This is a genomic window from Streptomyces pratensis (assembly GCF_016804005.1).
Taxonomy (GTDB): Bacteria; Actinomycetota; Actinomycetes; order Streptomycetales; family Streptomycetaceae; genus Streptomyces; species Streptomyces pratensis_A.
Map to the genome: position 1 here is coordinate 1,034,592 of NZ_CP051486.1, position 12,841 is coordinate 1,047,432.

The window sequence follows — 12,841 nt, forward strand, 5'->3', positions numbered from 1 at the left end:
GCCGGTCGGTCCTCGGTCGGTACTCGGTCAGTACGAGGAGCCGGAGGCTCCCAGTGCGCCCGTCGGGTGCCAGACCGTCTTGGTCTCCAGGAAGGCCGTCAGACGCCGGGTGCCGGGATCGGCGGACCAGTCCGCGCCGTCCACAGCCTGTGGACGGAGAACGCGCTTCAGGTTGTCCGCCGCCGCGGTCTCCAGCTCCTTCGCCAGCTCGGCGCCGGCCCCCGTCAGGTCGATGGCGTTGACGTCCTGATGGGACGCCAGCGGGGCCGCGAGCTCCGCCGTCCTCCCCGACAGGATGTTCACCACACCGCCCGGCAGGTCCGAGGTGGCCAGCACCTCGCCCAGCGAGAGCGCGGGCAGGGGCGCGTCGGCCGAGGCGATGACGACCGCGGTGTTGCCCGTGGCGATCACCGGGGCGACCACCGACACCAGGCCCAGGAACGACGACTCCTGCGGGGCCACCACCGCGACGACACCCGTCGGCTCCGGGGTGGACAGGTTGAAGAACGGGCCCGCGACCGGGTTCGCCCCGCCCACGACCTGTCCGATCTTGTCCGTCCAGCCCGCGTACCAGACCCAGCGGTCGACCGCCGCGTCGACGACGGCCGTGGCCTTGGACTTCGACAGTCCCTCGGCCTCCGCCACCTCACGTACGAACTGCTCCCTGCGGCCCTCCAGCATCTCCGCGACGCGGTAGAGGATCTGGCCGCGGTTGTACGCGGTCGCGCCCGACCAGCCGCCGAACGCCTTGCGCGCGGCCACGACCGCGTCGCGCGCGTCCTTGCGGGAGGACTGAGGCGCGTTCGCCAGCCACCTGCCCTTGGAGTCGCTCACCTCGTACACCCGGCCGCTCTCGGAGCGGGGGAACTTGCCCCCGACGTACAGCTTGTAGGTCTTGAAGACGCTCAGTCGTCCGTCAGACATCGAGGTAGGCCTCCAGACCGTGACGGCCGCCCTCGCGGCCGAAGCCCGACTCCTTGTATCCGCCGAACGGCGAGGTCGGGTCGAACTTGTTGAACGTGTTGGCCCAGACGACACCCGCACGGAGCTTGTTCGCCACCGCGAGGATGCGGGAGCCCTTCTCCGTCCAGATGCCCGCAGAGAGGCCGTACTGGCTGTTGTTGGCCTTCGCGACGGCCTCGTCCGGCGTGCGGAAGGTCAGCACCGAGAGCACAGGGCCGAAGATCTCGTCGCGGGCGACGGTGTGGGCCTGGGTGACACCGGTGAAGAGGGTCGGCGCGAACCAGTAGCCGGCGGACGGCAGCTCGCACGGCGCCGACCAGCGCTCGGCGCCCTCCGCCTCACCGGTCTCGACCAGGGCGCTGATCCGGGAGAGCTGTTCCGCGGAGTTGATCGCGCCGATGTCGGTGTTCTTGTCCAGCGGGTCGCCGAGCCGGAGCGTCGACAGCCGGCGCTTGAGCGAGTGCAGCACCTCGTCGTGCACGGACTCCTGTACGAGGAGCCGCGAGCCCGCGCAGCAGACCTGGCCCTGGTTGAAGAAGATGCCGGTCACGATGCCCTCGACGGCCTGGTCGACCGGGGCGTCGTCGAAGACGATGTTGGCGCCTTTGCCGCCCAGTTCGAGTGTGGCCTTCTTGTCCGTCCCGGCGATCTGCCGGGCGATCGCCTTGCCGACGGCGGTCGACCCCGTGAAGGCGACCTTGTTCACGTCGGGGTGCGAGACGAGTGCCTCGCCCGCGTCGCCGTACCCCGTCAGGATGTTGACGACACCCTTGGGCAGGCCGGCCTGGCGGCAGATGTCTGCGAAGAAGAGAGCGGACAGCGGTGTGGTCTCCGCCGGCTTCAGCACCACCGTGTTGCCGGTGGCGAGCGCCGGGGCGATCTTCCAGGCCAGCATCAGCAGCGGGAAGTTCCACGGGATGATCTGGCCGGCCACCCCGAGCGGGCGGGGGTTCGCGCCGTGACCGGCGTGGTCGAGCTTGTCGGCCCAGCCCGCGTAGTAGAAGAAGTGCGCGGCGACGAGCGGGAGGTCCGCGTCGCGGGTCTCCCGGATCGGCTTGCCGTTGTCCAGCGTCTCAAGGACGGCCAGCTCGCGCGAGCGCTCCTGGATGATCCGGGCGATCCGGAACAGGTACTTGGCGCGCTCGGAGCCGGGCAGCGCCGACCACTTCTCGAAGGCCCTGCGGGCCGCCTTCACGGCCCGGTCAACGTCCTCGGTACCCGCTCGCGCGACCTCGGAGAGCACCTCCTCGGTGGAGGGGCTGACCGTCTTGAAGACCTTGCCGTCGGCCGCCTCGGCGAACTCGCCGTCGATGAACAGGCCGTACGAGGGCGCGATGTCGACGAGGGAGCGGGACTCCGGAGCCGGTGCGTAATCGAATGCAGATGCCATGGGGATCAGTCCACCGTCACGTAATCGGGGCCGGAGTAACGGCCGGTGCTGAGCTTCTGGCGCTGCATCAGCAGATCGTTCAGCAGGCTGGAGGCGCCGAAGCGGAACCAGTGGTTGTCCAGCCAGTCCTCGCCTGCGGTCTCGTTCACCAGGACGAGGAACTTGACCGCGTCCTTGGAGGTGCGGATGCCGCCCGCGGGCTTCACCCCGATCTGCACGCCCGTCTGCTCCCGGAAGTCGCGCACGGCCTCCAGCATCAGCAGGGTGTTCGCCGGGGTGGCGTTGGTGCCGACCTTGCCGGTCGACGTCTTGATGAAGTCCGCTCCCGCCAGCATCCCGAGCCAGGAGGCCCGCCGGATGTTGTCGTACGTGGACAGCTCGCCGGTCTCGAAGATCACCTTCAGCCGTGCGGAGCCGCACTCGGCCTTCACGGCGACGATCTCCTCGTAGACCTTGAGGTAGCGGCCCGAGAGGAAGGCGCCCCGGTCGATCACCATGTCGATCTCGTCGGCCCCGGCCGCCACGGCGTCGCGGACGTCCGCGAGCTTGACGTCCAGCACCGCGCGTCCGGCGGGGAAGGCCGTCGCGACGGACGCGACCTTCACCCCGGACCCGGCCAGCGCGGCGACGGCGGTCGCCGCCATGTCGGGGTAGACGCAGACGGCCGCGGTGCGCGGGGCCGTGCGGTCGGTGGGGTCGGGATTGACGGCCTTGGCGGCGAGAGCCCGGACCTTGCCCGGGGTGTCCGCGCCTTCCAGCGTCGTCAGATCGATCATCGAGATGGCGAGATCGATGGCATACGCCTTGGAGGTCGTCTTGATCGATCGGGTACCGAGGGAGGCGGCGCGCGCTTCGAGGCCGACGGTGTCGACGCCGGGCAGCCCGTGCAGGAAGCGGCGCAGCGCACTGTCGGACGCCGTCGCGTCGGCGAAGGGGGTGCCTCCCTGCCCGAACGGAGCTGAGGGCTCGGGGGAGGGTGCAGTGGTGGGCATGGTCACCACATGAGCATATCTACGCGCGTAGCGACCTGTACAGGGGCACCCCGGATTCGGGCCTTCCACGGACCGGGCGAGGCCGCGCCCCGCCCGCCGTGCCGCTTCAGGCAGAATCGGTTCCATGACGAGCCCCACACCCCCCGCCGAGCCCCCCTACGCCGACCGGACCTTCCGGTCGGGCGCCGGGCTGGTCAGCGGCGCGCTGCTGATCCTGCTGGTCGGCTGGATCGGCGGCGACGCGGTGGTCCGGGGCGCGGGATGGGTGCCGTGGCTGGCACTGGCCGCGCTGCTGGCGGTGATCCCGCTGATCGTGGCGTTCACACTGCGGCCGGCCGTGTTCGCCGACGAGGAGCGCGTCCGGATCCGCAACCCCTTCCGCACCATCGTGCTGCCCTGGGCCGAGGTCTCCACCGTGCGCGCCGCGTACTCGAGCGAGATCTTCACCCACAGCGGCGCCAAGTACCAGCTGTGGGCGGTGCCCGTGTCGCTGCGCGAACGCAAGCGTGCCGCCAGGAAGGCCACCCAGCAGGCGCACGACGACCCGTACGGCCGGACCTCCGTGCACGCCGACGTCCGCGACTCCCAGGCCCGAGCGGCTGCCGCCGACCAGACGGTGGGCGAGCTGAGGGAGCTCGCCGAGCGCGCGGCCGGCCGCAAGGAGCAGGGCACGGCCACCGCGTCGGTGCGCTGGGCCTACGAGGTGATCGCCCCGGCCGTCGTGGGCGCGGTCCTGCTCGTGGTGCTGCTCGCGATCAGCTGACGCCCGCCGGTCGCACGCCTCGCACCGGGGTGCCCCGGTGCCAGGCCTCTTCCGGGCCGCGCCACTCGTCGCCACTCACCGGCACAGCGGAAACGGCCCGCAACAGGCGGAAGTTCGGCCGTGCGTGGCGCCCCGTGCGGTGGGCCGCCGCAGCGCCCCACCGCACGGACGGCGGTCAGATCCCCGCTGCCGCCGCCAGGTCCCTCTTGATCGCGGACAGCAGTTCCGCGCCCTTCGCGGCCGCTCCGGGCAGCTCCTGCGGCGAACCCACCGGGACCACGACCTCCAGGTAGCACTTGAGCTTCGGCTCGGTGCCGCTCGGGCGGACGATGACCCTGGCGCCCGTCAGGTGGTAGCGCAGGCCGTCGGTGGGCGGCAGGGCCGCCGTGCCCCGGGAGAGGTCCTCGGCCGAGGTGACGGGGAGGCCCGCCAGGGAGACCGGGGGGGTCTCGCGCAGACGCCGCATGGCGTCCGCGATGACCGTCAGGTCCTCGACCCGGACCGAGAGCTGGTCCGTGGCGTGCAGGCCGTGTTCGAGCGCGAGGTCGTCGAGCAGGTCGAGGAGGGTGCGGCCCTTCTCCTTCAGCACGGAGGCGAGTTCGGCGATCAGCAGCGCGGCCGTGATGCCGTCCTTGTCACGGACCCCGTCCGGGTCCACGCAGTAGCCGAGCGCCTCCTCGTAGCCGTACCGCAGCCCGTCGACGCGGGCGATCCACTTGAAGCCCGTCAACGTCTCCTCGTGACCGAGGCCGGCCTTCCCGGCGATACGGCCCAGGAGCGACGAGGACACGATCGACTCGGCGAACACGCCCGTGACACCCCGGTCCACCAGGTGCGCGGCCAGCAGCGCGCCCACCTCGTCGCCGCGCAGCATCCGCCAGCCGCCGTCCGCAGACGCGTCCGGCACGGCGACGGCGCAGCGGTCGGCGTCCGGGTCGTTGGCGATGACGATGTCCGGACGGGCGCGGCGCGCCGTCGCGAACGCGAGGTCCATGGCGCCGGGCTCTTCCGGGTTGGGGAAGGCGACGGTGGGGAACGCCGGGTCGGGCTCCGCCTGCTCGGCCACCAGCACGGGGCCGGGGAAGCCGGCCCGGGCGAAGGCGGCCGTCAGCACGGAGGTGCCGACGCCGTGCATCGCGGTGTAGACGGTCCGGGCGGTGCGCGGCGAACCGGGGCTGAGGACGGCGTCCGTGCGTTCGAGGTAGGCGGCCAGGACCTCGTCGCCGAGGACCTCCCAGCCGGACTCCGGGCGCGGTACGCCGTCGAGAGGTCCCACCGCGGCGATCGCGGCGGCGATCTCCACGTCGGCGGGCGGCACGATCTGCGAGCCGTCGCCGAGATAGACCTTGTAGCCGTTGTCACGCGGCGGATTGTGGCTGGCCGTGACCTCCACACCGGCGACGGCCCCCAGGTGCCGTATGGCGTACGCGAGGACGGGCGTGGGCAGCGGACGCGGCAGCACGGCCGCGCGCAGCCCCGCGCCGGTCATCACGGCCGCCGTGTCGCGGGCGAAGTCGGCGGACCTGTAGCGGGCGTCGTAGCCGATGACGACGAGGCCGCCGGACTGCCCCTGCGCCTTCAGGTACGCCGCCAGCCCCGCGGCCGCGCGGATGACGACGGAGCGGTTCATCCGCATCGGCCCGGCGCCGATCTCGCCGCGCAGGCCGGCCGTGCCGAACTGGAGCGTGCCCGCGAAGCGGTCCCCCAGTGCGGCGAGGTCCCCGGCGTCGATCAGCCCGGCGAGCTCCTCGCGGGTCTCGGGGTCCGGGTCCTCGGCGAGCCAGGTCCTGGCCTGTGCGATGAGGTCCTGCTGCACGGTGCGTGCCTTTCTGCGGGTGCGGGTGTGTGGGGCCGGGGGAGGAAGGCTGCTGCGCGGGTCTGCCGGGGGCTCTGCCCCCGGGCCCCCGCGCCTCAAACGCCGGCGGGGCTGATTCTGGTCGCCCGGTGCCACGGAGGAGGCGGGGAGCGGTGTCGTCCTGCCGGTGCCTCGGAGGAGGCCGGAGTGGTGTCGTCCTGCCGGTGCCTCAGGGGAGGCGGGAGCTGGTGCCGCTCAGATGCGGTCCAGCACCCGGGCCAGCAGGGCGCCCATCCGGGTGGCCGAGTCCCGCCCGGCCTGGAGGACCTCTTCGTGGTTGAGCGGTTCGCCGCTCAGGCCCGCGGCGAGGTTCGTGACCAGCGAGATGCCCAGCACCTCGGCACCGGCCTCACGCGCCGCGATCGCCTCCAGGACGGTGGACATGCCGACCAGGTCCCCGCCCATGACGCGGACCATGCCGATCTCGGCCGGGGTCTCGTAGTGCGGGCCGGGGAACTGCACGTAGACGCCCTCTTCGAGCGTCCCGTCGATCTCCTTGCACAGCGCGCGCAGCCGCGGCGAGTACAGGTCGGTCAGGTCGATGAAGTTCGCGCCCACGATCGGCGAGGCCGCCGTGAGGTTGATGTGGTCGCTGATCAGAACCGGCTGGCCGGGGCGCATGCCCTCGCGGAGCCCCCCGCAGCCGTTCGTCAGGATGACGGTCCCGCAGCCCGCGGCGGCGGCGGTACGGACGCCGTGGGCGACGGCTGCGACGCCACGGCCCTCGTAGAAGTGCGTGCGGCCCAGGAAGACCAGGACACGCTTCCCGCCGATGAGGTAAGAGCGGATCGTGCCGCCGTGGCCCTCCACGGCCGGAGCCGGGAATCCGGGCAGCGCGGTGACAGGGAACTCGGCCTCCGGGACGCCGAGCGCATCGCCGGCGGGGGCCCACCCGGAGCCCATCACGAGAGCGACGTCGTGGGTCTCGGCGCCGGTCAGCTCGCGCAGGCGGGCGGCGGCGTCGGCTGCGGCGGCGTGGGGGTCGCCCTGGATCTGGTCCGGAATAACAGATGCGTTCACGCGGATGAGGGTAACCGCTGATTCCCTACGCGCGTAGATGTGCCCGTGGAGACTCTGGCCGGTCGTGTTCGTATCTTCGTACAGAAGGGTGCGGAACGCGCGGCTCAGCAGGGGCGCTTGCGGAGGTTCATCACATAGTCGTGCGGCGCGCCCGCGGACTCGGCGGCGTCCGCCACCTCGCCCAGGTAGCGGGCCGACGGCAGCCCGCCCTCGTAACCGTTGAGTACGTACATCCAGGCCGGCTCCTCGCCGTCCAGCGTGTGCACGCGCACCCGCATGCGCCGGTAGATGTCGAGGCCGACACCCTCCCAGCGGTCCATGGAGTCCTCGTCCATCGGAGCCAGGTCGTACAGCGCGACGAACACCTGGGAACGGGGTGCCTCCACCACCGTGGCCAGCGCGCCCTCCCAGCCCATCTTCTCCCCGCCGAAAGTCAGCCGCCAGCCGTTGAGCCAGCCCGTGCCGCGCAGCGGGGAGTGCGGTGCGCGGCGCGTCATCAGCCGCGCGTCGAGGTTGCCGGCGTATGCGGCGTAGAGCGACATGGGGTCGAGGGTACGGGAGGCGGTGCGGGGCGTGACGGTTCCGGAGGGGAAGGCGCCCGGTCGCGGGCGGTCCGCGGGGGGCCGGAGGCCGTGCCCCGGCCTGGCCCGTTCCCGTATGGAGGGCCCCGGAGCGAAGGCGCTTGGCGCGTGCGGGACAATGAATTACGTACTGCATACGCCGGGGCGATCCCCCGGACCCCCGGCCGGGGCGGCAGACGGCCGCGGGATGACACCACGCGAGGCGGACTTTTCGTGACCCGGATCGTGATCATCGGCGGCGGCCCCGGCGGCTACGAGGCGGCACTGGTCGGTGCCCAGCTCGGTGCGGAGGTTACCGTCGTCGACTGCGACGGCCTCGGCGGCGCGTCGGTCCTCACCGACTGCGTGCCCTCCAAGACACTGATCGCGACGGCCGAGGTGATGACCACCTTCGACTCCTCCTACGAGGAACTCGGCATCATCGTCGCCGACGACACCCCGCACGTGGAGCAGGCCGCCCGGGTGGTCGGTGTCGACCTCGGCAAGGTCAACCGACGGGTCAAGCGCCTCGCCCTCGCCCAGTCCCACGACATCACCGCCTCCGTCACGCGCGCGGGCGCCAGGGTCATGCGGGGCCGCGGCCGGCTGGAGGGCCTCCAGGCCGCCGACGGGTCCCGCCAGGTCGTGGTGACCGCGGCCGACGGCACCGAGGAGCGGCTCACCGCCGACGCGGTGCTGATCGCGACCGGCGGCCACCCCCGGGAGATCCCGGACGCCAAGCCCGACGGCGAGCGCATCCTGAACTGGACCCAGGTCTACGACCTGGACGAGCTCCCCGAGGAGCTCATCGTGGTCGGCTCCGGCGTCACCGGCGCCGAGTTCGCCGGCGCCTACCAGGCACTCGGCTCGCGCGTGACGCTCGTCTCCTCCCGCGACCGGGTGCTTCCCGGTGAGGACCCGGACGCCGCCGCCGTCCTGGAGGACGTCTTCCGGCGCCGCGGGATGAACGTCATGGCCCGCTCCCGCGCCCAGTCCGCGAAGCGCGTCGGCGACCGGGTCGAGGTCACACTGGCCGACGGCCGTGTCATCTCCGGCACGCACTGCCTGATGGCGGTCGGCGCGATCCCCAACACCGCGGGCATGGGCCTGGAGGAGTCCGGGGTGCAGCTCAAGGAGTCCGGGCACATCCGGACCGACCGGGTCTCCCGCACCAGCGCCCCCGGCGTGTACGCGGCCGGTGACGTCACGGGGATCTTCGCCCTGGCCTCGGTCGCGGCGATGCAGGGCCGGATCGCGATGTACCACTTCCTCGGCGACGCGGTGGCGCCGCTGAACCTGAAGACGGTGTCCGCCAACGTCTTCACCGACCCCGAGATCGCCACCGTCGGTTACAGCCAGGCCGATGTCGACTCCGGCAAGATCGACGCCCGTGTCGTGAAGCTGCCGCTGCTGCGCAACCCGCGCGCCAAGATGCAGGGCATCCGGGACGGCTTCGTCAAGATCTTCTGCCGGCCCGGTACCGGCATCGTGGTCGGCGGCTGTGTCGTCGCGCCGAGGGCCAGCGAGCTGATCCACCCGATCTCGCTCGCGGTCGACAACAACCTGACGGTCGAGCAGATCGCCAACGCGTTCACCGTGTACCCGTCCCTGTCCGGCTCGATCGCCGAGGTTGCCCGGCAGCTGCACACGCGCAAGAGCACCGGCGAGGCGTAGCACCGACTGCTGCTCGCACCACAGGCGGGGCCCCTATACCACCGAGGGGCCCCGCCTGTGTACAACTTCTCTTATTCGGCGCAAACTGCTGAAAAGCAACCTACGGCCAGGTTACTGTCAGTTTCGTGTTCGCTGCAGAACGTCGTCAATTGATCCTCGAAATGGTGCGCGCCAACGGGGCGGTATCGCTCCGTGAGCTCGCCCGCGTCGTCCAGACCTCCGAAGTGACCGTACGGCGGGACGTGCGGGCACTGGAGGCAGAAGGACTCCTCGACCGCCGGCACGGCGGTGCGGTCTTGCCGGGCGGTTTTACGCGGGAGTCCGGTTTTCCGCAGAAATCCCATCTCTCCACCGCGGAGAAGACGGCCATCGCCGACCTGGCGGCCGGCCTGGTCGGTGAGGGCGAGGCCATCGTGGTCGGCGCCGGAACGACCACGCAGGAGCTGGCCCGCCGGCTCGCGCGGGTGCCCGGTCTGACGGTCGTGACCAACTCGCTGCTGGTCGCCCAGGCGTTGGCCCATGCCAACCGGGTGGAAGTGGTGATGACGGGCGGCACCCTGCGCGGGAGCAACTACGCGCTCGTCGGCAGCGGTGCCGAGCAGTCCCTCCAGGGGCTGAGGGTGAGCCGTGCCTTCCTCTCCGGGAGCGGGCTGACCGCGGAGCGGGGCCTTTCCACGTCCAACATGCTCTCGGCGAGCGTGGACCGGGCACTCGTGCAGGCCGCGGCCGAGGTGGTGGTCCTGGCGGACCACACGAAGCTCGGTTCCGACACCATGTTCCAGACGGTGCCCACGGAGCTGATCACCCGTCTGGTGACGGACGAGCCACCGGTCCACGACGAGCGTGCCGCCACGGAGCTGCAGGCTCTGGCGGACCAGGGCGTGGAGATCACAGTGGCGGGGCCCGACGCGGATCCCCAGGCCGGCGACGGCATGCCGCCGGGGCGGCAGGCGCGCCCGGACATGCCGCTGCCGGGCCAGCGGCGTACGCAGGGCGGTCACGGAGGCCCGGGAGGTCTCGGTCCGCAGCTGCGGAGCGCTGCCGCCATGGCGGAAGGGCCGGTGGGGCGGGTCGCGGACCTACGACGCCGGTAGGCCGGGAACGGGGCGCCGGAAGGCGCCCGCTCAGCCGCCGGCAGGGGGCGAGGACAGGGGGGCTGCCGGTTCGGCCTTCAGGCCGCGGAGCGTCAGTCGCAGCAGACGGTCGGCCAGGGCGGGGTCGGCCGGGGTCTGTTCGGCGGCCAGTGCGATCGCGTTCGTCAGTTGCAGCAGGTCGTCGATCGACACGTCCGCACGCACCGAGCCGCTCGACTGAGCTCGCGTCAGAAGCCGCGCGCCCGCCTGACGCAGCGGTACGTGGCATGACGTCAGAGCCGAAGTCTCGTCCCCCGAAGCCGACATGAGTGCCTGGGCCAGGCCTCGGTACTCGCCCGCATGGGTGACGATCGCGCCCAGCCACTCCACCAGCGCGGTGCACGGCTTGTCCGCCTCCGCCAGTTCGCGGGAGCGGGCGAGCAGGGCGGTCAGGGCCTCCTGGAACACCGCGTTCATCAGGGCCTGACGGTTCGGGAAGTGCCGGTACAGCGTGCCGATGCCGACGCCCGCCCGCCGGGCGATGTCCTCCAAGGAGGTGTCCGTGCCCTGGGCGGCGAAGGACGTACGGGCCTCGCTCAGCAGCCGGTCGTAGTTGCGGCGCGCGTCGGCGCGCATCGGCCGGGCCGCTGTCGGTGCCGTGCTCATCGCCATCGCCGTCTCCTCCTGGTGTCCGCTCCGCGTCCCAAGGATGCCACTGGGGGCCCGGCGGCTGCCGGGCCCCCAGTGGGGAGAGCGAAATGCTCAGTCCTTGATCTCGCAGATCGTGGCGCCGGACGACACCGATGTGCCGACCTCCGCCGCCAGACCCTTCACCGTGCCGGAGCGGTGGGCGTTCAGGGGCTGTTCCATCTTCATGGCCTCGAGGACGACGATGAGGTCGCCTTCCTTGACCTCCTGGCCCTCCTCGACGGCGATCTTGACGATGGTGCCCTGCATCGGGGACGCGAGGGTGTCGCCGGAGGCCGCCGAGCCGGTCTTCTTCGCCGCACGGCGCTTGGGCTTCGCTCCGGCCGCCAGCCCCGTACGCGCCAGGCTCATGCCGAGCGAGGAGGGCAGGGAGACCTCGAGACGTTTGCCGCCGACCTCGACTACGACGGTCTCGCGCCCGGACTCCTCGTCGGTGTCCTGGTCCGTGGGGACCGCGTAGGGCTTGATGTCGTTGACGAACTCGGTCTCGATCCACCGGGTGTGGATCCGGAACGGGTCTGAGGTGAACGCCGGGTCGGCCACGGCCGCGCGGTGGAAGGGGATGGCGGTGGCCATGCCCTCCACGGTGAACTCCTCCAGCGCACGGGCGGCGCGCTGGAGTGCCTGCTCACGCGTCGCACCGGTCACGATCAGTTTGGCGAGGAGCGAGTCCCACGCCGGTCCGATGACGCTGCCGGACTCCACGCCCGCGTCCAGGCGGACGCCCGGGCCGGTCGGCGGGGCGAACAGGGTCACGGTGCCGGGGGCGGGCAGGAAGCCCCGGCCCGGGTCCTCGCCGTTGATGCGGAACTCGAAGGAGTGGCCGCGTACCGCCGGGTCGCCGTAGCCGAGTTCCTCGCCGTCGGCGATGCGGAACATCTCGCGTACGAGGTCGAGGCCGGTGACCTCCTCGGTGACCGGGTGCTCGACCTGGAGGCGGGTGTTGACCTCCAGGAAGGAGATCGTGCCGTCCGCACCGACGAGGAACTCGACGGTGCCCGCGCCGACGTAGCCGGCTTCCTTCAGGATCGCCTTCGACGCCGCGTACAGCTCGGCGTTCTGAGCCTCGGAGAGGAACGGCGCGGGGGCCTCCTCGACCAGCTTCTGGTGGCGGCGCTGGAGCGAGCAGTCACGGGTGGACACGACGACGACGTTGCCGTGGGTGTCGGCCAGGCACTGGGTCTCCACGTGCCGCGGCTTGTCGAGGTAGCGCTCCACGAAGCACTCGCCGCGACCGAAGGCCGCGACGGCCTCACGGACCGCGGAGTCGTACAGCTCGGGGATCTCCTCCAGTGTGCGGGCCACCTTCAGGCCGCGCCCGCCGCCACCGAAGGCCGCCTTGATCGCGATCGGCAGACCGTTCTTCTCGGCGAACTCCACGACCTCGGCCGAGCCGGACACCGGGTCCGGTGTACCGGCCACCAGCGGGGCGCCGGCGCGCTGCGCGATGTGCCGGGCGGCGACCTTGTCGCCGAGGTCCCGGATCGCCTGCGGCGGGGGACCGATCCACGTCAGGTCCGCGTCCAGCACGGCCTGCGCGAACTCCGCGTTCTCCGAGAGGAAGCCGTAGCCGGGGTGGATCGCGTCCGCCCCCGAGTCCTTGGCCGCCTGGAGCACCTTGGCCATGTCCAGGTAGCTGGCGGCCGGGGTGTCACCGCCCAGAGCGAACGCCTCGTCTGCCGCGCGCACATGCAGGGCATCCCGGTCCGGATCGGCGTAGACGGCTACGCTCGCGATTCCGGCATCCCGGCAAGCCCGAGCAACACGGACAGCGATTTCGCCACGGTTGGCGATGAGCACCTTGCGCACGATGACTCCCTCCTTGAGAACAAGCTGAGTTTAG

Annotated in this window: 11 protein-coding genes; 3 read left to right on the top strand and 8 right to left on the bottom strand. The window is 71.7% G+C overall.

The window, feature by feature from the left end:
• Positions 1-27 precede the first annotated feature (27 nt).
• The 3 genes from HED23_RS04620 to deoC are packed head-to-tail and all read right to left on the bottom strand — an operon-like array spanning position 28 to position 3,345.
• Positions 28-924 (bottom strand): aldehyde dehydrogenase family protein, encoded by an 897-nt coding sequence (locus tag HED23_RS04620; protein ID WP_203182141.1) that lies wholly within the window; start codon positions 922-924, stop codon positions 28-30.
• A complete protein-coding gene (locus tag HED23_RS04625) occupies positions 917-2,353 on the bottom strand; it encodes an aldehyde dehydrogenase family protein (RefSeq protein WP_203182142.1) in 1,437 nt (478 codons plus the stop codon). The genes HED23_RS04620 and HED23_RS04625 overlap by 8 nt, the downstream gene beginning before the upstream one ends.
• 5 nt (positions 2,354-2,358) lie before the next feature.
• Positions 2,359-3,345 (bottom strand): deoxyribose-phosphate aldolase, encoded by a 987-nt coding sequence (gene deoC, locus HED23_RS04630; RefSeq protein WP_203182143.1) that lies wholly within the window; start codon positions 3,343-3,345, stop codon positions 2,359-2,361.
• Between the two features lie 124 nt (positions 3,346-3,469).
• Between deoC and HED23_RS04635 the strand changes: the two genes are divergently transcribed.
• Positions 3,470-4,108 carry a PH domain-containing protein gene (locus HED23_RS04635; protein WP_203182144.1) on the top strand — a complete coding sequence of 213 codons (639 nt, stop codon included), beginning with the start codon at positions 3,470-3,472 and terminating at the stop codon, positions 4,106-4,108.
• 175 nt (positions 4,109-4,283) lie between these two features.
• Here HED23_RS04635 and HED23_RS04640 read toward each other — a convergent pair whose 3' ends face one another.
• The 3 genes from HED23_RS04640 to HED23_RS04650 all read right to left on the bottom strand — a co-directional run bounded on the left by HED23_RS04640 (position 4,284) and on the right by HED23_RS04650 (position 7,525).
• The gene (locus HED23_RS04640) at positions 4,284-5,924 is read right to left on the bottom strand and encodes a phospho-sugar mutase (RefSeq protein ID WP_203182145.1); all 1,641 of its coding nucleotides are present in this window, start codon (positions 5,922-5,924) and stop codon (positions 4,284-4,286) included.
• Between the two features lie 234 nt (positions 5,925-6,158).
• Complete coding sequence (locus tag HED23_RS04645) at positions 6,159-6,983, bottom strand: purine-nucleoside phosphorylase (protein ID WP_203182146.1); 825 nt, start codon at positions 6,981-6,983, stop codon at positions 6,159-6,161.
• Positions 6,984-7,087: 104 nt separating this feature from the next.
• Positions 7,088-7,525 (bottom strand): gamma-glutamylcyclotransferase, encoded by a 438-nt coding sequence (locus HED23_RS04650; RefSeq protein WP_203182147.1) that lies wholly within the window; start codon positions 7,523-7,525, stop codon positions 7,088-7,090.
• Between the two features lie 252 nt (positions 7,526-7,777).
• On the opposite strand from HED23_RS04650, the gene HED23_RS04655 reads away from it, so the two are divergent.
• Both HED23_RS04655 and HED23_RS04660 read left to right on the top strand, forming a co-directional pair.
• Entirely contained in the window at positions 7,778-9,217 is a 1,440-nt protein-coding gene (locus HED23_RS04655) for an NAD(P)H-quinone dehydrogenase (RefSeq protein WP_203182148.1), read from the top strand.
• 125 nt (positions 9,218-9,342) lie between these two features.
• The gene (locus HED23_RS04660; RefSeq protein WP_203182149.1) at positions 9,343-10,311 is read left to right on the top strand and encodes a DeoR/GlpR family DNA-binding transcription regulator; all 969 of its coding nucleotides are present in this window, start codon (positions 9,343-9,345) and stop codon (positions 10,309-10,311) included.
• Positions 10,312-10,341: 30 nt separating this feature from the next.
• Here HED23_RS04660 and HED23_RS04665 read toward each other — a convergent pair whose 3' ends face one another.
• Positions 10,342-10,962 (bottom strand): TetR/AcrR family transcriptional regulator, encoded by a 621-nt coding sequence (locus HED23_RS04665; protein WP_420803019.1) that lies wholly within the window; start codon positions 10,960-10,962, stop codon positions 10,342-10,344.
• Positions 10,963-11,052: 90 nt separating this feature from the next.
• Positions 11,053-12,807 carry an acetyl/propionyl/methylcrotonyl-CoA carboxylase subunit alpha gene (locus HED23_RS04670; RefSeq protein WP_203182150.1) on the bottom strand — a complete coding sequence of 585 codons (1,755 nt, stop codon included), beginning with the start codon at positions 12,805-12,807 and terminating at the stop codon, positions 11,053-11,055.
• Positions 12,808-12,841: the final 34 nt, after the last annotated feature.

What these genes read in the sequence shown, in the direction of transcription:
- HED23_RS04650 (WP_203182147.1), bottom strand. Translation starts at nt 7,525, where the DNA reads ATGTCGCTCTACGCCGCATACGCCGGCAACCTCGACGCGCGGCTGATG.
- deoC (WP_203182143.1), bottom strand. Translation starts at nt 3,345, where the DNA reads ATGCCCACCACTGCACCCTCCCCCGAGCCCTCAGCTCCGTTCGGGCAG.
- HED23_RS04635 (WP_203182144.1), top strand. Translation starts at nt 3,470, where the DNA reads ATGACGAGCCCCACACCCCCCGCCGAGCCCCCCTACGCCGACCGGACC.
- HED23_RS04620 (WP_203182141.1), bottom strand. Translation starts at nt 924, where the DNA reads ATGTCTGACGGACGACTGAGCGTCTTCAAGACCTACAAGCTGTACGTC.
- HED23_RS04665 (WP_420803019.1), bottom strand. Translation starts at nt 10,962, where the DNA reads ATGGCGATGAGCACGGCACCGACAGCGGCCCGGCCGATGCGCGCCGAC.
- HED23_RS04625 (WP_203182142.1), bottom strand. Translation starts at nt 2,353, where the DNA reads ATGGCATCTGCATTCGATTACGCACCGGCTCCGGAGTCCCGCTCCCTC.